Raw genomic sequence first — 22,648 nt, forward strand, 5'->3', positions numbered from 1 at the left:
AAACATTAACGATTGCCGATTTAATCCCTTAATATACGACAGAAAGCATATCTACCCGAGATATGCTTTCATACTTTATTTAAGTAATTAAAAGTAGGAGGTCATTTCAGTGGTTAAGACAAGCATAAGAAATAAATTGATCGTCCTATTATTGTTAGTAACCATTGTCCCATTTGGTAGCGCTATTTTAGTTACATATATATATACGAAGGAATCGTTAAACGATCAAGCTATTCAAACAAATCTCAACCTTCTTTATCAAGGAAAAGTAAATATCGAAGGTTATCTAAATGAACTAAACAACCATACATTATCGATTTATAGAAACGTAGATTTCATGAATCATTTAAAAATAAGTCCTTATCCAGTTGACTATTTAGCACAACGTGTAACAAGCAGTGTAATACTTACAATGTTGTATGCAGATGAAGATATACAACGAGTTTACTTGTCACATTTAGAAAGTAATAGTTTGGTCACAGCTTCTAGACGTTCTTCCGTTTCTTACTTTGAAAATGTTAGTGACCCTAATTATGAAAATAACTTATTAGCTAAAGCCAGTCCTTTTAACCTTTATATTGAATCGATCGATAATACAAAATTTAAAGATACAGTAAACTCTTTTACATTACACCGTTCTATCGTTAATGTTCCATCAAGTGATGTCCTAGGGTTTATTTCATTAGAAGTTACACCCGGAAAGATTTGGGAGTTGAGTAAGCATTTGTATGATGAGAAGAAAGAGGAATTTTATGTTTTAACACCAAAAGGAAGTTTTATATTTAATTCTCATAAAGGTGTTTACAGTGAAACTGAAAATGAAATTTGGAAGGATAAGCTTTTAGAAGCCCCAGATGTGAGCGGATTTTTTGAATGGGATGATGACAATTTTCATGGTGTGATAGTATATGAGACACTTCCAACTCCAATAGGGGGATGGATGTTAGTAAAACGTCTTCCGTATCATACGTTACATGAAAGAGCTTATGGTGTGGCTATGATTAATATTATCTTTGGGGTAATTGGTATTTTCATTGCTGTTTTAGCAACATTGTTTGTTTCATATAAAATTACTTCACCAATTAGAGTCCTTGTCAAAAACATTCGCCAAGTCGAAAAAGGAAATATGCAGGCACAATTCCAATCCCTAGGTAATGACGAAATTGGTGTACTAGGTGAACGATTTAAAAATATGATGGAACGAATTAATCAGCTTATTGATCGAGAATATAAGCTTGAATTAGAAAACAAAACAAACGAGTTAAAGGTGCTACAATCACAAATAAATCCTCATTTTTTATATAATACACTTCAATCAATTGGAACGATGGCTCTGAAAAGTAAGAATAAAGAAGTTTACTCTGCGTTAACTGACCTTTCCCAGATTATGAGATATGGCATGAATACAGATGAAGGAGTTGTTCTTCTAGTAAAAGAGGTTAATTATATTAAAGCCTATTTACTGTTACAAAGGCAAAGATTTGGTGATGATTTTGAATATATACTAGACGTTGAAGAAGATGTCTTAGATGTAAAGGTACCAAAAATGACTTTACAACCAATCATTGAAAATTACTTTAAACATGGATTTCATACGAATGATGGAGTTGGAAAACTAATACTCAAGTGTAAACGGGAAGAAGATTATCTACTAATAAAAATTCGTGATAATGGAACAGGAATTTCGAAAGAACGCCTCAGTGAAATTGTTCATCATTTAAATGCAGAGCACAACCGTGGGCGGGAAGAAAAAAACATCGGATTAAAAAATGTATACATGCGTTTGAAACTTTATTATTCAAACAAGGCTACGTTTGAACTTCAAAATTTAGATGAAGGCGGCTTCCTTGTAACAATGAAGCTCCCACTTGAAATAGGAGGGATCAGAGATGAAGGCAATCATCGTTGATGATGAAAAACATGTTCGAGAAGGTTTGATGTTATTAGCAGATTGGGAAAATCATGGAATCGAAACGATTTTTGAAGCCTCAGATGTAGAAGAAGCAATAGAGATCATTTCAAAGCATAAGCCTGAAATTATTTTTACTGATATGAACATGCCTAAACGAGATGGGATCGATCTATTAAAATGGATCCATACTTCAAAATTAACTTGCAAAACGATTGTTGTTAGTGGATATGATGATTTCCATTATATGAGGAACGCAATTGCGTGCGGGAGCTTTGATTATATATTAAAACCTATTCAAGAAGAAGTATTAAATGAAACACTAGTTAAAGCTGTACGTCAATGGAAGGAACAAAATCAAGACCGATTATCAACGATCGAGAATAATAAAGTGATGAATGAGGTAAAGCCATTATTCTGGGATTATTTATTATCTGGAACTTTGGATAAATCTAACCTATCTATTCGGGCAATTGAACAAATAGAAAAAGACTATAAGATTGATGTTTCTTCTTCCCCAATCACCATTGCTTTAATTTCAATGAAAATGATCATTCAAAAAAAGTATCAAGATGATGTCGATTTAGCTTACTTTTCATTATTAAATATTTGTAATGAGGTTTTACGTAAGCATAATATGGGAATGGCTTTTCGGAACATGAATAAGGAAGAAGAAATCGCCCTACTTTTATGGAAAGAATATAGAATGAAGGAAGTTTTAGAAGAAATATGTACGATGATCTACCAATGTACTGCGGTTCATTGTTCAATTGTTGTAGGTGATTCATCGTTAAAAGTGAATGAAACTTATGATTCTGCTCTTAATATACTATTCCATTTAAATTTATTAGAGAATAATAAAAAAGTTGTGTTAAAAGAAAAATTAATAACTAAATCATTTTTTCATTTCTTAGATTATTCCGAGGAAATTAAATGGGCTTTACAAAGCGGAAGCACCGAACAAGTTGGGGTAATTTTAGAACGTATCTATCAATTATTTGAAAAAGAAAACTATATTTCATTAGAACAAATACAAATTTGGGAAAATCAATTTGAGCTATTAAAAGATCACTGGTTAAAAGAATATGAAATTCATAAACGAACCGAATTGTATCTGGGAAGGGATTATTGGAACGAATATGGATATTTTTCATTTTCTAAATTTAAAGAAGAGAAGAGAAAAGAATTTTATGATTTGATAGAAACTGTGTTTAATGTTCAATTTAAAAAAGAAAAATCCAGTGTTGAAATGATAGAAGAGTATATTAGAGCAAACTATGAAAAAGACATTAAACTTCAAGACATCGCAGAGCGTTTTTATTTAAGTAGAGAATATATTTCAAGAAAGTTTAAACAAGAATATCACGAGACGATTACAGATTACCTCACAAAAATTCGCATTGAAAGAGCAAAAGGGTTATTAGAAAATCCTTATTTGAAAATATATGATATTGCAGAGGCTGTCGGCTATCAAAACGATAAATATTTTATTAAAGTATTTAAAAAATTAGAAGGTATGACACCGAACGAATATCGAAGCCAAATACGATGTCTGACACCGAAAATGGACAAATGATCGAAGTGGCCGTGTGGATTGGACATTTTTAAGAGGAGATTAGGAGAAAGGCTATTCTCCTCTTAAATTTTGAATGTTTTTGAGTGATAGATAAAGGTGTACATTATTGATCTGTAAGAGGTCAAAAAAGTGCACCTTTATAGTCAATCCTGTTACTATTCTCAACCCCTAGTTATTTATATAATGAAAGCGTAATCAAAATATTGTGGGTGGTGAAAGTAACGTGGAAAAAATGTTGGAAGTAAATTTGAAAACGAATACAAAAACTGAGACGACATCTAAAAGTAGAGTTAAGTTGAAAAAAATAGTAAGCTATGCTGCTTTTGTTGGACCGGCTCTTTTATTCTTTATTGTTATTCAAATTATTCCATTTATTATGGGAGTTTACTATTCTTTTACATCTTGGAACGGAGTTAGTTCAGTCGTTGAATGGGTAGGTTTTGACAATTATAAGCGAATTTTTACAAGTGATGAGAGGTTCTTTAACTCCTTCATGTTTACAACCAAATTTATGTTCACAGCAGTTGCAATTAGTAACATAATAGGCTTTACTTTAGCGTTAATATTAAATGCTGCTTTGAAAACGAAAAATATATTACGTACAGTATTTTTTCTCCCAAACGTAATCGGCGGACTACTACTAGGATTTATTTGGCAGTTTATTTTTGTTAGAGGGTTTGCGGCAGTAGGTGATTTAACGAACATTGCATTCTTTCAAAAAGCTTGGTTAGGTGATGCCGATACAGCTTTTTGGGGAATTGTCATTGTATTTGCTTGGCAAATTAGTGGCTATATGATGATTATTTATATTGCAGCCCTACAAGGTGTTGATCACTCTTTAATAGAAGCGGCTAAAATTGACGGTGCGAATGCTTTTACTACACTTACAAAAGTGATTATTCCGTTAATTCTACCGGCGTTTACAATCTGTTTTTTCTTAACGATTTCAATGGCGTTTAAAATCTTTGACCTTAACTTGTCACTTACGGGCGGGGGACCATTTAACTCGACACAATCGGTTGCAATTAATATTTATCAAGAAGCATTTACAAACAATAATTACGGATTAGGGACAGCTAAATCAATTTTATTCTTCCTAATCGTAGCAATTGTTACAACGATACAAGTTATGTATACGAAGAAGAAGGAGGTTGAAGCGTAATGAATCCCAAATATACAAAAAAGACTTTTACATTGGAAATTTTTGCGATTTTATTAGCATTATTATTCATGGTTCCTTTTTATTTCGTTATCGTAAACTCAGTAAAAAGCTTCTCAGAAATTTTAGTAGATGCTGCAGCCTTACCAAGTCAAATTTTATTTTCAAATTACGCGAAAGTGTGGGACATTCTTAATTTTCCATCAGCGTTTATAAATTCTTTTGTTATCACTGTTTTTAGTATTATTGGGATTGTGCTCATTTCGTCAATGGCAGCATGGAAAATGGTGCGAACACCTGGAATTTTGAGTAAAGTCCTCTTTATCTGGTTTGTTTCAGCGATGGTTATACCATTCCAAACGGTTATGATCCCGTTAATCAAACTAGGCGGAATGTTAGGGATTATGAACAGCATCCCTGGAATTATCATGATGTATTTTGGTTTTGGTGTACCTCTTTCACTCTTTCTCTACCATGGATTTATTAAAACGGTACCAGTTGAAATAGAAGAAGCTGCTACTATCGATGGGTGTACACAATTTGGCGTGTTTTGGAGAATAGTTTTTCCGCTATTAAAACCGATTACGATAACAGTCATTATTTTAAATACATTATGGATTTGGAATGATTACTTATTACCGCTTCTTGTCTTACAAGATGCATCTTTACGAACAATACCACTTGCAACTAGCTCGTTTTTTGCCCAATATACGAAGCAGTGGGATATGGGACTAGCGGCATTAGTATTAGGGATTACACCAATTATCATTTTCTTCTTATTTTTACAAAAGCATATTATTAAAGGGATTGCATCAGGATCTATTAAATAGAGTGTTAATGTACTAAATCTGTTATTAAATTTTGCAGCTTTGTTGCAAAACTATATAAATAAATATCAAAAAGTTTGAGGAGGTCAATGGTCTTATGAAACGTTTACTAGGTTTTTGTTTATCAATGGTTTTATCGGTAGGTATTCTTGCAGCTTGTGGTAGTAACTCAGAAGAAAGTTCTGGAGGAGAAGTTAAATCTGATGGTAGTGATAAGGTGGTAACCCTAAACATATTCAATCCTAAAGTTGAAACTGCTGATGAGTTACAAGAATTGCTAAAAGAATTTGAAGCAGAACATCCAAATATTAAATTTACTCTTGAGACAATAGGTGGTGGTGCAGATGGTGATGCAGCATTAAAAGCAAAATTTGCATCTGGGCAAGCACCTGATATTTTTCCAAATGGTGGTTTCAATCAGTTAGAACTTTGGAAAGAACATTTAGTAGATTTATCAGATGAGCCATGGGTAGAACATTTACTACCGATTGGAGCAGCACCAATGACTGATGAAGATGGAAAACTTTATGGTATGCCTTTTAACCTTGAAGGATATGGTTTTATTTATAATAAAGATTTATTTGAACAAGCAGGAGTTACTGAGGCACCAAAGACAATATCCGAATTAATTGATGCAGCTGAAAAATTAGAACAAAATGGTATTACTCCATTTGCAGCAGGTTATGGTGAATGGTGGGTTGTAGGACAGCATTTAATTAATGTTCCTTTTGCTCAACAAGATGATCCAAATGCTTTTATCGAGAACCTAACAAATGGTACAGAAACTTTTAAAGGTAATTCTCATTTTGAAAACTTCAAACAAATTATAGATGCAGAAATTAAATTTGGAAATACAAATCCATTAACAACAGATTACAATACACAAGTTACATTATTTGCTACAGGACAAGCTGCAATGCTTCAGCAAGGAAACTGGACTGAAAACATGATTTATGAAATTAATCCTGATATGAATATGGCATTTCTACCGATTCCATTAAATGATGAAGAAGGTGCCGATCGCTTACCTGTAGGGGTTCCAAATAGTTGGGTTATTAACAAAAACTCTGAACATATTGAAGAGGCAAAGTTATTTTTAAATTGGATGGTTTCTTCAGAAGTAGGAAAACGCTATATTACAGAAGAGTTTGCATTCATTCCTGCTTTCGATAATATTGAACCTACTGGATTAGGGGCATTAGGAGAGTCTATTTTAGAGTATTCTTTAGCAGATAAAACGATACCATGGACATGGTTCATGTGGCTTGATGGAGCTAACCAGGATTTCGGAGCAGCCATTCAAGAATATGCAGCAGAACAAATTGATTATGAGACAATGTTAGAGCGCCTACAAACTGCTTGGGATAGTAGAAAGTAATTGTTTATACCCCCTTTATATAAGGAAGCACATCAAGTTTGATGTGCTTCTTTTGATCTATTATTAAAGAAAAAGTAAGAGTCTAACTATTGCGATTGAAGCTTTTTTTAGAAAATGAAAACATTGTTGATCATTTTTTGATTCGTTATAAACGGAGAATAGGTAGGGAAATGGGAATGATAAAGGATAACTTATACCAATTGTTGAAATAAAATTTCATGTTATTTTAACTTTTTAAAAAAAAATTCATATTTTTGTAGATAAAAGAAATAAAATTTCGTATAATGAAAATAACAAAAAACTTTTTTTCTTGAAAAGGGGAGTCTATACATGATACACGGAGTAATTCCAGCAGTTCTAACACCTTTTACAGCTAGTGGGGAGCTAAATGAAAAGGCTTTACGTAATTATGTTGATTTTTTAATAGAAAAAGGAGTACATGGTTTATTTCCATTAGGTACAAATGGTTCTGGTCCATTAATGTCCTTAGAAGATCGAAAAAAAGCTATTTCAATCATTGTTGAAGTAACAAATAAGCGTGTCCCAGTGATTGTTCATACTGGAGGAATTTCTACAGAGGAAACAATTGAGTTAACAGAGTATGCAGCTAATGTGGGCGCGAATGCAGCTGCAGTAGTAGCCCCTTGGTATTTTCCACATGATGATATTTCGTTAGAATTGCACTTTACAGCAGTTGCAACAGCAGTACCGAGCTTTCCTATCTATTTATATAACATACCGGGAAATGCAAAAAATGATTTGAAACCTAAATTAGTGAAAAAATTAGCTGACAAACTATCAAATATCAAAGGGATTAAAGATAGTTCAAAAGATTTAGCGAGATTACAAGATTACATCGCAGTATTAGGAGAGGGCTATGATGTTGTTGTTGGAACAGACGCACTAGTTTATCCGGCATTAGCTATGGGAGCTACTGGGGTTGTATCTGCAGTAGGAAATTGCTTCCCAGAGGTAATGGTAGAGTTATATGATGCATATGTTTCTGGAGATTTAGAGAAAGCAAAGGAATTACAATATCGAGCTAATAAAGTACGTGATGTACTTAAGCTTGGTTCTTATATAACGCCTTATTATGAAGCGCTAAAGCTACAAGGAATTGATGCAGGTGAAGTGAAATTACCACTTCGACCATTAACTGATACAGAGAAAGAAACATTAAGAAAAGGATTAGTAAATCTTAACTTATTATAAAAGGAGACGATCAAATCATGGGTGATAAAATAAACGAAATTGCTCCATTTACAAGAGCAATATTAAAAGCGCATTTATGTTCATGTGGTGTAGATTATAAAAGTATGGATAAACCAGTCATTGCAATAGCAAATTCTTGGAATGAAATTGTTCCTGGACACGTCCATTTACGTGAACTTTCTGAACGTGTAAAAAAAGGGATTCGTGAAGCTGGCGGTTTACCTCTTGAGTTTAATACCATTTCTGTGTGTGATGGAATTGCCCAAGGTCACGAAGGAATGCGATATTCACTACCTAGTCGTGAAACGATTGCAGATAGTGTGGAAATTATGGTAAAAGGTCACGGTATGTTTGATGGAATGGTCGTTTTAAGTTCTTGTGACAAAATTGTTCCAGGGATGATGATGGCAGCAGGTCGTTTGAATTTACCGAGTTTAGCGGTATTAGGTGGAGTTATGCCAAACCATATTAAACCATATGAATCAAAAGCTGCTAGAAAAGACTTTTTAGCAGGAAAGCTTGATGAAGAAGGCTTAGTCAAAATCACGAATCAGTATTATCCGAGTGCAGGAGCATGTCCGTTTCTTGGAACTGCTAATACGATGCAAGGTCTTTCAGAGGCTCTTGGTATGGCACTTCCGAAAACGTCTTGGATGCAAGCTCTTTCTGATGAGCAATTAGATGCTGCTGAAGAAGCTGGGCGTCAAGTAGTGGAATTAGTGAAAAAAGGTATTACACCGAAAGACATTATGACACAGGAAGCTTTTGAAAATGCAATTTCTGTTTTATTAGCAATGGGTGGATCTTTAAATGCATGTTTACATTTACCAGCAATTGCTCACGAAGTAGGACTTGAGCTTCCGTTTGATCTTTTTGATAAGATTAGCAGAAAAGTTCCGTTCCTCGCTGGGGTTACACCTAATAATAATGAATATACAACAAATGATTTGCAGCGTGCAGGTGGAATGCCAGCATTAATGCAAGAATTACGTTCATTACTTCATTTAGATGCAATAACTGTAAACGGAAAAACTGTTGGAGAGAATATTGAAGGTCATGATGTTCTTGATCGTGAAATCATTTATCCACTTCAAAAACCAATAACAAAAGAAGGTGGTATTGCCGTCCTTAAAGGAAATTTAGCAAAGGACGGAGCGCTGATTAAACAATCAGCAGTTTCAAAAGAACTATTAACATTCTCAGGTCCTGCAAAAGTCTTTAACTCTGAAGAAGACTTCGTGGCTGCTTATGAAGCTGATAACATCCAAGAAGGCGATACAGTAGTTATCCGTTACGAAGGACCAAAAGGTGGCCCTGGAATGAGGGAATTACATCGTTGTACAGAAGTACTAGGAAAGTTCGAGAGAGTAGCGTTAATTACAGATGGTCGTTTCTCAGGTGCAAGTGCAGGACTTTCAATCGGTTATGCTAGTCCAGAAGCGGCAGATGGTGGAACGATGGCACTTGTGCAAGATGGAGATATGATCGATATCGATATCCCGAATCGTTCGATTACGTTAAACGTTTCTGAGCAAGAGTTAGCTCGTCGTGCTGAACACCTAGAAATTCTTAAGCGTGAAGCAAGTAAGTTTTTACGTATGTATGCGAACAATGCTTCGTCGGCAGCTACTGGTGGAATTCGTGTTGTTGAAGAAAAAGAAAACGAACCAATTTTAAAATAAACTAAAGGTGACTCAAAACCTCTTCACATCGTGGCGGCTGAGTCACCTTTTTCTCTATTACAAAATTGAAAACGTTTAAGTTTGTTTTGGTATTATTTTTATCTTTTATTATTTAATGAATTTCATAATTCGTTATTCTCGTCACTAAGATGCTATATTTAGTTACGTTGAACCGTTCGTAACTAAATAAAGATTGATGTAACTCGTTTTTGGTAATTATGAAGTTCACTCATTTGAAAATTCTTCATGAGTTATAAGACTAATTTCAACCTTAATAATTTTAACGGGGAGTATGTATGATGAAAAATTTACGATTTAAAATACTAATAGGTTTTAGCTTTGTATTAATTTTATTAATCTCTGTTTCTACATACAGTCTATTTACTATTTATAGTATGAATACGAATGTGAAAGAAATCGTTCAAGAGGATTTGCAAAGATTTTCTATTAGCGAAATGCTTGCTTCAAACATGTCTGAAAGACTTGCATTAGTGAGAGGTTATGTATTAGTAGGAGATGAAGATTATAAAAAACGATTTATAGAATTAGAAGCAGCAAGTTATGAACTAGGTGAAACGATTCAAAAATTTACTCACTATGATGAACAATTAGACAAATTTGCTTTAGAGTTACTCTCAAAAAACCAAGTTTGGAATGAATTGATTACAAATCGAATATTTCCGTTATATGAAGAAAACGGTACGGGTTATATATCTGCAAATATCCGTTTTCAAGTTGATCCTTTAGCTGAGGAAATTATGGAAGGTTATCGTAATATAGCTAATTTAGCCGAAGAAAATATTGTGTTAAATGGAAAAGAAATGTTGCATCACGGAGAAAAAATGATTTTATTTAATATTATTGCAGTAATTTTAGGTGTAGTCATATCAATTTTTGTTGCAATGATAACGGCAAAACGAATTACTGCTCCAATTGTAGAAGTGGTATCTGAAGTAGAAAAAGTGTCCAAAGGAGATTTAACAGGTCAACAAATTAAAATAAAGACTAATGATGAAATCGGACGTCTAGTTATATCTTTTAATAAGATGACAGACAATTTACGTGAATTATTAGGAAGAACAGTCGAAGCATCAAAGCAAGTAGCTGCAGCTTCGGAGAAATTAACAATTAGTTCCGATGAAACTACTATAGCTGTTCACCAAATTTCAGGGACAATTCAAAAAGTTGCCAAAGGAGCAGATACAACTGTAATAGGCACAAAAGAAAGTTCTCGTGCAATGGAAGAAATGGCGTTAGGAATTCAAAGTATCGCAGAATCAGCTTCACTAGTTTCATCAAGTTCATTAGATGCAACTAATGAAGCTGAAAAGGGGAATCGATCACTACATCTAGTTCAACAACAAATGAATAGAATAAATAAAGCTGTTGGTGAAGCTTCTACTACTATTAAAAGCCTTGGAGAAAGATCTTCAGAAATTAATAGAATACTTGAAGTAATAACGGATATATCGGATCAGACAAATTTATTAGCATTGAATGCGGCTATTGAGGCTGCCAGAGCGGGCGAGCATGGAAAAGGTTTTGCAGTTGTTGCTGATGAAGTTCGAAAGTTGGCTGAAGAATCTCGATGCTCAGCTTCGAAAATCTCATCTGTTATTTATGAGATCATAGAAGATACGTCTTTAGCAGTTAAAACGATGGATAACGGAACAAAAGAAGTGAAAACAGGAATAGAAGTAGTCCAAGAAACAAGCTTGATTATTGAAAGAATTTTATCCACTATCCAAAGTGTATCAACTCAAATACAGGAAGTTTCTGCAACCGCAGAAGAAATGTCCGCAAGTTCAGAGCAAATAAGTGCGTCGGTAGAAGGGATAGCCAATATTGCTTTAGAAACATCTGATAGTTTCCAATCTATTGCACAAGGAGCAGAGCAACAGTTACTATCGATGGAAGAAATAAAAGCATCAACTAAAAACTTAAGTCATTTAGCTCAAGAGCTTCGAGCTGAAATTAGTAATTTTAAAATCAGCTAATAATTAAGAAAAGAATCAAGTAAAGATGAATAATAGTTACCAGCAATTAATCTGAAATCTAGAGTTTTAAAATGAAAATAATAGAAAGGTTTGAGAGAGTAGCTTTAATTACAGATGGTCATTTTACGGGTTAGAATACAAAAAACTCCTATTGTAGAAGAAGTGGACCTTGTTTTGTTCCTAAACAAATAAGTCTTTTACAAAGGAGTTTTTACTTTGAATAAAAAAGTATAGAGGGAGTTGCTTATTTGCTTACCTGTTCCTACTTTGTATTAGTAGTAACAGGATGATCTTTCGCTAAGTCTTTTGGCGCAGCTATAGAAAACGTTTCCTAGGAAAAATCCCCCTACCGTACAACTCACCACTACTCCCTTTTGCCTGTTAAGTAATTTTAATGAAAGTACTATTTTCCCCTTTTTAGCAAAGTCTCTTCCCAAACGTGAGAAATTGTCTAATAATAAGTGAGGTTGTCAAACAAAGTAGATTTTTGGGGACTTTGTTACATAGGGAGGATATTCAATGTTAAAAGAAAACATAGAAATTACTAGAACACGGAAAGAGAGAATAGTAGAGGAAAGGTTCAAAGCTAATAAAAGAAAAAAAGTCAAACTTGCAGGATACGTTTTAGCTGGAACTGTGGCTACAAATGCTTTCATGAATGTTAATTATGTTGGATCGGCAAAGGTTGAAGCGTGTTCTCAAGTCTATACAGTCCAACAAGGCGATACACTATATTCTTTAGCAAAGATGTTCAACGTGACAGTAGATCAGATTAAGAGTGCAAATGATCTTGCAACATCTCACATTAAAGTTGGACAAAAATTAGAACTGCCTGCCATCTATTACACGGTTTTACCTGGTGATACCCTTTTCTCTATAGCAAAAAAACATCAAGTTACCGTTAGAGATTTAAAAATGGTGAACAATTTGACTTCTGATCATATACAAGTCAATCAAACACTAATCATGCCCGAAACGTCTAGTTCAAAAATTGTCAACGAAGTCTCAATACCTAGCGGTCAAAACGAACAAGAACTAGCTTCAACTTATACTGTCGTTCAAGGAGATACGCTATTTAGAATTGCACGCATACATAATACAAGTGTTCAAGAACTTAAGAGTTTGAATAATTTACCATCTGACTTGATTCGAGTTGGACAAAAATTGAATGTTACTGCAAAAGCCGAGCAGAAATATGATAATGCAGTTATAAATAATATAAGACAGAAAGATGATACACAAACTGAACAAGTCAGAAGTGCTATCTACACTGCTGTCCCGGGAGATACGTTATGGGGTATTTCAAGGCGATTTAACCTTCCAGTTTATGAACTTAAGCACATGAACGGATTACAAGACGATATTATTTTGATTGGACAAAAATTAATCATTAGTCACAGTGATATTCTATCAACAAAAGCTGAAGTGATTGGTACAGTTGACAGTACACATGTAGCTTTTTTTGCTAACCACGTGGAACGCGTTCTTAAAATTCCTTATGGTCAGGCGAAACATTACGAAGCATTGGTAGGTCAAAAGGTTACGATCTTCTTCTTTGATGGACCATCTCCTACTCTAATTAACTATACTCCATTTTGGGGAGAATGACCTTCTGGGTGTTGCACAACTTGTAAAGGGTCATGAATAATGTTCGAAAACAAATCTAAATAAAAAGAAGCAAATAAACAAACATGTGAGAGGGTTGACTATCTTCTTTTAAAACAAAAATTAACATAGAAATAAAAGTGAATTGTTTAGACGAGAAACCCTACTTTTGAAAAAAGTAGGGTTTCTCAACAATCTGATGTGTTTACTTGCTTATATACATTACTTCACGTTACGCTGGTAATTGGCTATCGTTGAAAAATGAGGCTTTAAAACTTCATATAGTTGATAATAAGTTTTATATAATTCTTTGTAATTATTAGAAGCTAGATTATTAGGTTCGTATGTTTGCTTCATTGGTATTGAATCCTTAATAGACTCTAAAGACGAAGCTTCACCCACAGCAAGAAGAGCGAACCATGCTGCCCCCCAAGCTGAGCTTTGGTGGCTTTGGGGTACATGAACTGGTTGCCCAAAAATATCAGCCACAATTTGTAACCAAAGTGGGGAACGTGCAAATCCGCCACTAGCAAATATATTAATAGATTCACCGGCTAGCCTTTCTAGGGCTACAGCAACACTGTACAAGCTAAAAACGACACCTTCTAAACCTGCACGTATCATATGTTCTTTTTTATGTGCCATCGTTAGACCAATAAAGCTCCCTCGTGCATTCGCATCCCAATATGGAGCTCTTTCGCCATTTAAAAACGGTAAAAATAAAAGTCCGTCAGATCCAGGAGTAACTGTAGACGCTAATTTGGTAAGGAGCTCATAAGCATTTTCCCCTTTGGTTAATGCTAGTTCAACTTCTTTTTCACCTAAAACATCTCGTAGCCACTGAAAGACGATCCCACCATTGTTTGTTGGTCCGCCCATAATCCAACGGTCTTCGGTTACAGCGTAACAGAAAACTTCTTGTCGGTTATCTGTCTGCGGTTTCGAAGCCATTTGCCGTATGGCACCACTTGTTCCAACGGTAATCGCAACATCACCAGGGGCAATCGCACCAATTCCTAAGTTTGCTAATGGCCCGTCACTGCCAGCAAGCACAAAAGGAGTATCGGTTTCTAGGCCTAACAAATTTGCAAGCTCACTAGTTAAGCCTTGGCAAATAGCAGTTGGACCTACCGGCTTTGATAATTGGTTACGAGTAACCCCTGCAACTTCTAGTACATCATCATCCCAGTCGAATGTATGGATATTAAAAAGTCCGGTTGCTGAAGCAATGGAGTAATCGACAACTGCTTCTCCAAACCATCTTAACAAAAGGAACTCTTTAATTGAAACAAACATTGCAGCTTCTATATAAGGTTGGTAATCGTTTTCTTTCATCCAAACAAGCTTACATAAAGGTGACATTGGATGAATAGGTGTACCAGTTTTTAAATAAATGTCAGTTTGCAGACGAAGTTTATTAGCTTGTTCTACACTTCTACCGTCTGCCCAAATAATAGATGGAGAAAGAGGATTATATTTATTGTCTACACAAATTAGTGAGTGCATAGCCGTTGATATACCAACAGCTATAACTTGTTTTTTCATTACTCCAGCTTTTTTTGTAACTGAGCGAATCGCAGTGATTGCAGCTTTTTCGATAATAATAGGATCTTGTTCACTCCACGATGGGTTAGGATGGGAAACAGAATATCCCCATTCACTCTCAGCGATTACTGAGCCATTTTTTTTAAACAAAACTGCTTTCGCACTTGTGGTTCCAATATCTAAACCAATGACGTATTTCTCCATTATATTCACTCCCTTAAAATCTTTTTAATGAAATGGCATTTCGTATTTTATTTAGTGATTCTTGCATGAGCTCTTTTCGAGCGATACTTACATTTACATAAAGAGCATCGATGATACTTAATTGTGCTAGACGAGAAGATAAAGCCTCTGAGCGGTATTCCGTTTCATCACTAACTGTATAAAGAGTGATGTCTGCGCCTTGACTAAGAGGTGATTTAGCTAAAGTAGTGATAGCTACTGTCGTTGCACCAGCTTCTTTGGCCACATTTAATACTTGTAGCATGTCTAAGTTTGACCCGGAGTGAGAAATTAGAATAGCAACATCATTTTTACTTAACAGTGAAGCAGACATGACTTGCAAATGGGAATCACTGTAAGTAGCTGTTTGAATTCCTGTACGAATAAATTTGTGGTGAGCATCATCGGCAACAGCCCCTGAACCACCATTTCCATAGAAGGCAACTTTATCGGCATTTAGTATGGCATCAACAGCTTTTTTAAACGATTCTTGTTCAATGACCCGTAGCGTTTCTTCTAACGTACGAATATTCGACTTGAACACTTTTTCAGCTACAGCTTTTTCATCATCCCCTACTTGAATTTTTTCATGTATATTATTCATCGGGGTTACAACCTCAGAAGCTAGAGCGATTTTCATGGCCTGGTAGCCTTTAAATCCAATCCGTTTACAAAAACGAAAAACAGTAGCTTCAGCAACGCCTAGATCCTCGGCAACTTGGTTGATGGTTGAATGAATAATGTTTTTAGGACTATCCATAATATAATCAGCTATCTTTTTCTCTTTATCACTAAAATCAGAGTACGATGATTTTATTCGAGCAATACAATGTGTTTGAATCATTTTAAACACTCCTCGCTAAAAATTAGGATCTACCTATATAATATATGAAAACGGTTAATAAAAAAATATTTTTTCGTAAAAAGTCTTGAAAAAGAAAAAATTTATCATATAATAAAACTTGTAAGGAAATTTATTTCATAATACTAAAAGCGAAACAAAATTTCACCCTTACATTCATGTATTTTAAAAAGACGGATTTTTCAAAAAAAAACGGCTTTTAAAAAGGAGGAAGCAATGAAACTAGGAATGATTGGCCTCGGTAAGATGGGTTACAACTTGGCATTAAACATCATAGATAACGGTCATTCAATAGTTGGTACAGATGTAGATGCTGAACTAGTAAAAAAAATTACTACAGATGGTGGCGATGGTGTTCATACAATTGAAGAACTCGTAAAACAACTTCCGACACCTAGAGTTATATGGGTTATGGTTCCACCTGGTGAAGTAACGGGACAGGTAATAAAAAAATTGTCTGAATTATTATTAGATGGTGATATTGTCATAGACGGTGGGAATTCTCATTACCAAGATTCAATCCAACGAAGTGCTTTACTAAAGGAGAAAGGAATTTTCTTCTTTGATATTGGTACAAGTGGTGGAATAGCAGGTGCAAGAAAAGGCGCTTGCACAATGATAGGTGGAGATCCTGAAGTATTTAAAACAATAGAACCACTATTTAAAGATATTTCAGTTGAAAATGGCTATTTATATACTGGTCCAGTTGGTAGTGGACACTTTTTAAAAATGATCCATAATGGCATCGAATATGGTATGATGCAATCTATCGCAGAAGGATTTGACATTCTTAAAAAAGTCAATTTGATTATGATTATGAATCTGTTGCGAAAGTATGGAACAATGGTTCAGTAATCAGATCTTGGTTAGTGGAATTGACACAAGCAGCTTTTTCAAAGGATGCTAACTTAGAAGAAATTCGTGGTGTGATGCACTCATCTGGTGAAGGAAAATGGACAGTTGAGACAGCGCTTGATTTACAAGTTGCAGCACCTGTAACAGCTTTAGCATTGATGATGCGTTATCGATCGCTAGAGGATGATACTTTTACAGGAAAAGTCGTAGCTGCACTTAGAAATGAATTTGGTGGTCATGCAGTAGAAAAAAAATAGAGATATAAGATCAAAAAAATTTAATTATAAATGGAAACGTTAACAAAGTTGTCAAAGAAATTGAGAATGAGTTGCTAAAATTGGAATGCTTCTTTAATTCCATTTTAATAAAATAAAAATTTCAAGGGGGAAACCTGAGATGAAGAAAAAGTTAGGGTTAATGTTAAGTACTGCGGTGTTGGCAATTGGTTTAGTAGCATGTGGTGGGGGAAGCCAAAGCTCGACAACAGAGACAGACCCATCATCAGACGCAAAAGTAGAGACAAAAACGATGCGTGCTGGTATTGGTCTAAATGATCAACATCCTCAGTACAAGGGCTTACTTAAGTTTAAAGAAATTGTAGAAGAAAAGACTGATGGAGCAATTAAAGTCGAAACATATCATAGTGGACAACTTGGTGACGATCGTACGATGATCGAAGGGTTACAATTAGGTTCACAGGAAATTACAATTCCATCAACTGCAGTTATTGCTAACTTTGTTCCTGAATTTGCTGTATTTGATATTCCATTCTTATTCCCAAATGAAAAAGTTGCTGATGCTGTTTTAGGTGGTGAAGTAGGAGAAGGATTATTAGAAAAATTAGAAGCACAAAACTTAGTAGGGTTAGGTTACTGGGAAAATGGTTTCCGAGACTTAACAAACAGTGTTCGTCCAGTAGCTACAGCGGAAGATTTCAGAGGGTTAAAAATTCGTACAATGGAAAATCAATTGCATTTAGAAGCGTTTCGCGCTTTAGGTGCTAATCCAACACCAATGGCCTTCACTGAGTTATTTGCTGCGATGCAACAAAGAACAGTAGATGGACAAGAAAACCCTTATTCAACTATTTATTTGCAAAAGTACTTTGAAGTTCAAGAGTATGTGTCTAATACTCACCACATCTATAGCCCATGGTCATTTTTAGTGAGTAAGCCGTTCTTTGATGGGTTAACTCCAGAACAACAAGAAATTGTTACGGAAGCTGCTTATGCCGCAGGTGCTTACCAACGTGAAATGAATCGTGAGGCTAGTGCAGAATATTTAGCTAACTTACAAGAAGAAGGTATGATTTTCACAGAAATTACTCCAGAAGCACGTCAAGAAATGGTAGATCTTGTACAACCGGTAATTGAAAAATTCACAGATCAAATTGGTAGAGAAACAGTAGAAGCCGTATTTGACGCTGTAACAGAAGCTCAAAAATAATAGATTAGGAGAGAAGGTATTTTTAAACACCTTCTCTCCTATAAAAAAAGGAAAGCAAAAGTGTATATCTGTTTTCTACCCATACATAGGTGTACAGCTTTGCTTTCCTTAAATGAAATGGGAGTAGTTATTTTTAGTATAAATGGAAAGAGGGGAACAAAATGAAAGTATTAAAGTGGTTAGATGATCATACGGAAGAAGTTATTTTAGGAATTTTCTCGGTCATTATGGTTGCTGTAATCTTTTTACAAGTAATTATGCGTTATGTTTTTGACAACTCACTTTCATGGTCTGAGGAACTAGCACGCTACTGTTTTATCTGGCTCGTTTATATTGGTATTAGTTACGGAGTCAAAAAGCAGCGTCATATAAAAGTAGATGTATTACTTTTATTATTCAAAGATAAAGCTAGGTTAATCTTTACGATTATTTCTAACCTTTTATTCTTATTCTTTTGTTTATTTGTTATTAAATATGGATCAGACATAGCATTTAAACTACTAGAATGGGGACAGAAATCCCCTGCAAACCAAATCCCGATGGGGCTTGTATATTTAGCGGCACCAGTTGGAATGGGATTAACCGCCATCCGAATTATTCAACACTTAGTGAAACAAATTAGAGGATTACTAGGTTTTGAAGAGATTGATATTAAAACCACTCAAGAAAAATTACAAGAGGAGTAGGAGGCGAGATTTATGGTTGCAGTAGTTTTGTTCGTTACATTTGCTGTTTTTCTTTTATTAAGTGTTCCAATTGGGGTAGCCCTTGGGTTATCAACATTAGTTACTATTGTTTATTCAGGTTCATTACCATTAGACTTTCTAGCAAAAGAATTAATAACATCAGTAGATTCGTTTCCATTAATGGCCGTACCGTTTTTCATTCTTGCTGGTGAAATTATGGGTAAAGGTGGGATTTCAGATCGCCTATTTCGCGTAGCTAATTCCCTTGTTGGAAATAAAACGGGTGGATTTGCGATTGCTACAATTATTACTTGTATGTTCTTTGCCGCTATTTCAGGTTCTGCTCCAGCAACAGTAGCAGCTATTGGGGGGATTATGATCCCGGCAATGGTTAAGCAAGGTTATGATAAGCGGTTTGCTACTGCGGTAGTTTGTGCTGCAGGGTCATTAGGAGTTATTATTCCACCAAGTATTCCTATGGTTATTTATGGTGTAGTTGGAAGTGTATCGATTGCTAATATGTTTATTGCTGGTATTTTGCCAGGTTTACTAGTTGGTTTTGCACTTATTGTTTACGCATACTTTTATTCAAAAAAGATGGGTTATACAGGTTTAAAAGAAAAAACATCACTTGCTAACATAGCTAGATCAACATGGGATGCTAAATGGGCACTGTTAATTCCAGTCATCATTTTAGGTGGTATTTACGGTGGGATCTTTACACCTACAGAGGCAGCAGTTATTGCAGTTGTTTATGGTCTTATCGCTGGATTATTCTTTTACCGTGAATTAAAGATTAAAGATTTACCAAGTGTGTTTGCTAATTCGGCACTTACAACAGCTACCATCTTAATAATTGTTGGAACAGCTACAGCATTTGGAAGACTACTAACAATTGAACAAGTTCCGAATCAAGTTGCTGAAGCAATGTTATCAATCTCGGAAAGTCCGATTGTTATTATCTTATTAATTACTTTATTATTATTGATTGTTGGCTGTTTCATGGATACATTAGCTGCCATTATTATTTTAACACCAATTTTATTACCAATTGCTACAAACATAGGATATGACCCAATTCACTTTGGTATCATTATGGTCTTAAATTTAGCCATAGGCTTTATTACTCCACCACTTGGAGTGAACTTGTTTGTTGGATCTGGTATTTCGGGGTTATCGATTGAAGCGTTATCAAAAGCAATCATTCCATTTTTCTTAGTTATGTTATTTACGTTATTTATCGTTATTTTCTTACCACAAATCTCACTGATTTTTCTATAGTAAATAAAATGTAAATATTATCTTAAGGAGGTAACTGATGGTGGCTAAAGAATGTAGCAAGGAAATTGTCGTAAACATAACAGAAGAGCAAACCATTACAGGTTTAAGTAATTCTATTCAACCACTTGAGTCAGAAATATTTTTAAAAAAGATGGTACGTGGGATGATTATTGAAGTAAACTTAAAAAGTTTTCTCGGATTAATTACATTGCAGTTGAAGAATGGCGACAAAATCCAGGTTCGTGCTGTTGGAGATGACTGTGAGACTGCAATACAAGAAGTTGTAAATTACCTAACTTAATAACACAACAAAGAAAAAGCGGTATGTACATTAGTGTACCGCTTTTCTTTGTACCAAGGTAAGAAGGTATAAAATTTCTTACTTAGAAACTGTCTAGCTCCAGGCGCCATCGGCTCGACCACTTCAGGCCTACTCTTTCGGCCAAAAAACGACCGCTAGAGTAGGCCTTCCAGTGTTTGTCGCCGATAGGCGGGCGCCTTGCGCTTTTCTTATGGTGGGAGGTATTTAGGGTGGATGTTGTAACAATAGGTGAAACAATGGTGTTATTTACACCGATAACAAACGGACCAATGAGATATGCAGGGCAATTTACACGTAGTTTTGGAGGTTCTGAATCTAATTTTGCCATTGGCTTGGCTCGTTTAGGTCATAAAGTTGGCTGGATAAGTCGAGTTGGAGATGATGAATTTGGTAGGGCGTTAATTTCTTTTGTTCGTGGAGAAGGAGTTGATGTAAGTTACGTATCGGTCGATGAAAGTGCTCAAACAGGTGTGTTTTTTAAGGAAATTAAGACAGAACAAAATATTTCGGTTTATTATTATCGGAGTGGTTCAGCAGCTTCAAGAATGTCACCTGATCTCATTGATGAAGATTATATAAAAAAAGCAAGGTATTTGCATATTTCAGGAATTACACCTGCTTTAAGTGATAGTTGTTATGAGACTGTTCATAAAGCAATTGATATAGCTAAAAAGCATAAGGTTCAGGTGATTTTTGATCCAAACGTTCGGCGCAAGCTGTGGAGTGAAGAACGTGCCCGAGAAGTGCTTATTGAACTAGTTAGTCGCTCAGACATTGTTTTACCAGGAATTACAGAAGCTGAATTTATGTTTGGAGATAAAGGTCCTGAATTGTTAGGAAAGAAAATCTTAACCCTTGGAGCAAAGCTTGTAGTTTTGAAAGTTGGTGCTAAAGGTGCCTACTATTTTACTGATGATCATCATGAATTAGTTCCAAGTATAAAGGTGCAACATGTTGTAGATCCAGTGGGCGCAGGGGATGGTTTTGCAGCGGGATTTATATCAGGACTACTTGACGGTCTTACAACTAGAGAGTCCGTTGCTAGAGGTTGTGCGACTGGAGCAATAGTTACGATGTATCGAGGAGATTTTGAAGGTCTTCCGACAAAGCAAGAATTATTGGATTTTACTAGTGATAAGGCGGTAGATGATGTTACAAGATAATAAGTTTTAAAGAGGGTTAATTTTATGGAAATATTCTTTCAGGTCGTACTTCCGGTTATCTTAGTATTCTTGATCGGATACGTGGTTCAGAAATGGAAAAAGGTTGAAATTACATCTATTTCTACGATTGCTATATATGTTATGACACCTTGTTTAGTTTTTCGAACGTTTTATTCAGCAGAACTTGATTTGCAATATTTATACATGGTGATATTTTCAGTTATTTTACTGGTGGCTATTATTTTAATAAATAAAATCTATGCCAAAGTAAAAGGACATTCTCAGTCAATTGAAAGTGGTTTAATCCTTTCAACAGCTTTTATGAACTCTGGAAATTACGGTGCCCCAATTATTTTATTTGCTTATGGCGAAATTGGTTTTGCTTACTCCGTGTCTTTTCTGGTATTACAAGCAATTATTATGAATTTTTTCGGAGTTTATTATGCTGCTCGCGGTAAAGCAAATATTAGAGTATCTGTCCGTTCCGTTTTTGAAATGCCAGCTACATATGCAGTCATCGTTGCCTTAATTTTAAAAGGATTACATTTAGAATTACCTAGTAACTTGTATCAAACAGTTGATATTATTGCAGATGCTACAATTCCAACGGTAATGGTGATTTTAGGGATGCAGTTAGCAAATATTCAGTGGACGAAGTTTGAATGGGGTCATATTTCTTTTGGAGTGATTATCCGATTAATCATCTCACCGCTGATCGCATATGGCATCACATTATTATTCCCGTTTGATCCATTACTTGCCAAAGTGCTAATAGTCTCGGCAGCCATGCCTTCTGCAGCAACTATAGTCATGTATGCAGTTCAGTTTAATGCAAAGCCGAGATTAGTTTCTGCTATTACGTTGGTGACGACCATTATAAGTATTTTTACGATTACTATTTTACTAGCTATTTTAGGTTAA

17 protein-coding genes and 1 pseudogene are annotated in these 22,648 nt (G+C 35.0%); 16 read left to right on the plus strand and 2 right to left on the minus strand.

The annotated features are described in order from the left end of the window. Positions 1–109 precede the first annotated feature (109 nt). From BKP37_RS03120 to BKP37_RS03160, 9 genes are all read left to right on the plus strand, one after another. Positions 110–1,909: a sensor histidine kinase gene (locus BKP37_RS03120; RefSeq protein ID WP_071308227.1), complete on the plus strand. Its 1,800-nt coding sequence runs from the start codon at positions 110–112 to the stop codon at positions 1,907–1,909. Then, positions 1,890–3,485, plus strand: a complete 1,596-nt coding sequence (locus tag BKP37_RS03125; protein WP_071308228.1) for a response regulator transcription factor — start codon at positions 1,890–1,892, stop codon at positions 3,483–3,485. Before BKP37_RS03120 ends, BKP37_RS03125 begins: the two co-directional genes overlap by 20 nt. A gap of 232 nt (positions 3,486–3,717) precedes the next feature. Beyond that, complete coding sequence (locus tag BKP37_RS03130; protein WP_139193056.1) at positions 3,718–4,647, plus strand: carbohydrate ABC transporter permease; 930 nt, start codon at positions 3,718–3,720, stop codon at positions 4,645–4,647. Then, complete coding sequence (locus BKP37_RS03135; protein ID WP_071308230.1) at positions 4,647–5,474, plus strand: carbohydrate ABC transporter permease; 828 nt, start codon at positions 4,647–4,649, stop codon at positions 5,472–5,474. The genes BKP37_RS03130 and BKP37_RS03135 overlap by 1 nt, the downstream gene beginning before the upstream one ends. A gap of 94 nt (positions 5,475–5,568) precedes the next feature. Then, complete coding sequence (locus BKP37_RS03140; protein WP_071308231.1) at positions 5,569–6,849, plus strand: ABC transporter substrate-binding protein; 1,281 nt, start codon at positions 5,569–5,571, stop codon at positions 6,847–6,849. A 330-nt stretch (positions 6,850–7,179) separates the two neighbouring features. Next, positions 7,180–8,061 (plus strand): dihydrodipicolinate synthase family protein, encoded by an 882-nt coding sequence (locus BKP37_RS03145; RefSeq protein WP_071308232.1) that lies wholly within the window; start codon positions 7,180–7,182, stop codon positions 8,059–8,061. Positions 8,062–8,078: 17 nt separating this feature from the next. Further along, a complete protein-coding gene (ilvD, locus tag BKP37_RS03150) occupies positions 8,079–9,743 on the plus strand; it encodes a dihydroxy-acid dehydratase (RefSeq protein WP_071308233.1) in 1,665 nt (554 codons plus the stop codon). Positions 9,744–10,039: 296 nt separating this feature from the next. Next, positions 10,040–11,740, plus strand: a complete 1,701-nt coding sequence (locus tag BKP37_RS03155; protein WP_084034524.1) for a methyl-accepting chemotaxis protein — start codon at positions 10,040–10,042, stop codon at positions 11,738–11,740. A 519-nt stretch (positions 11,741–12,259) separates the two neighbouring features. Continuing rightward, a complete protein-coding gene (locus BKP37_RS03160) occupies positions 12,260–13,348 on the plus strand; it encodes a LysM peptidoglycan-binding domain-containing protein (protein WP_071308235.1) in 1,089 nt (362 codons plus the stop codon). 219 nt (positions 13,349–13,567) lie between these two features. Here the strand turns inward: BKP37_RS03160 and BKP37_RS03165 are convergent, their stop codons facing one another. Next, positions 13,568–15,094: a gluconokinase gene (locus BKP37_RS03165; RefSeq protein WP_425424968.1), complete on the minus strand. Its 1,527-nt coding sequence runs from the start codon at positions 15,092–15,094 to the stop codon at positions 13,568–13,570. 13 nt (positions 15,095–15,107) lie between these two features. After that, on the minus strand, positions 15,108–15,956 hold the full coding sequence (locus tag BKP37_RS03170) for a MurR/RpiR family transcriptional regulator (protein WP_071308236.1): 849 nt from the start codon (positions 15,954–15,956) through the stop codon (positions 15,108–15,110). Positions 15,957–16,190: 234 nt separating this feature from the next. On the opposite strand from BKP37_RS03170, the pseudogene gnd reads away from it, so the two are divergent. The 7 genes and pseudogenes from gnd (at position 16,191) to BKP37_RS03205 (ending at position 22,648) form a co-directional block, all read left to right on the plus strand. Continuing rightward, a pseudogene (gene gnd / locus BKP37_RS03175) lies at positions 16,191–17,086 on the plus strand (phosphogluconate dehydrogenase (NAD(+)-dependent, decarboxylating)). 139 nt (positions 17,087–17,225) lie between these two features. Continuing rightward, the gene (locus BKP37_RS03180) at positions 17,226–18,275 is read left to right on the plus strand and encodes a TRAP transporter substrate-binding protein (protein WP_071308237.1); all 1,050 of its coding nucleotides are present in this window, start codon (positions 17,226–17,228) and stop codon (positions 18,273–18,275) included. A 161-nt stretch (positions 18,276–18,436) separates the two neighbouring features. Beyond that, the gene (locus tag BKP37_RS03185) at positions 18,437–18,961 is read left to right on the plus strand and encodes a TRAP transporter small permease (protein ID WP_071308238.1); all 525 of its coding nucleotides are present in this window, start codon (positions 18,437–18,439) and stop codon (positions 18,959–18,961) included. Between the two features lie 12 nt (positions 18,962–18,973). Then, positions 18,974–20,242 (plus strand): TRAP transporter large permease, encoded by a 1,269-nt coding sequence (locus tag BKP37_RS03190; protein WP_071308239.1) that lies wholly within the window; start codon positions 18,974–18,976, stop codon positions 20,240–20,242. Positions 20,243–20,279: 37 nt separating this feature from the next. Next, positions 20,280–20,543, plus strand: a complete 264-nt coding sequence (locus BKP37_RS03195; protein ID WP_139193041.1) for an HPr family phosphocarrier protein — start codon at positions 20,280–20,282, stop codon at positions 20,541–20,543. Positions 20,544–20,773: 230 nt separating this feature from the next. Next, the gene (locus tag BKP37_RS03200) at positions 20,774–21,727 is read left to right on the plus strand and encodes a sugar kinase (protein ID WP_071308240.1); all 954 of its coding nucleotides are present in this window, start codon (positions 20,774–20,776) and stop codon (positions 21,725–21,727) included. Between the two features lie 24 nt (positions 21,728–21,751). Further along, the gene (locus BKP37_RS03205) at positions 21,752–22,648 is read left to right on the plus strand and encodes an AEC family transporter (protein WP_071308241.1); all 897 of its coding nucleotides are present in this window, start codon (positions 21,752–21,754) and stop codon (positions 22,646–22,648) included.

The sequence above is a fragment of the Anaerobacillus alkalilacustris genome (assembly GCF_001866005.1).
GTDB classification, from domain to species: domain Bacteria; phylum Bacillota; class Bacilli; order Bacillales; family Anaerobacillaceae; genus Anaerobacillus; species Anaerobacillus alkalilacustris.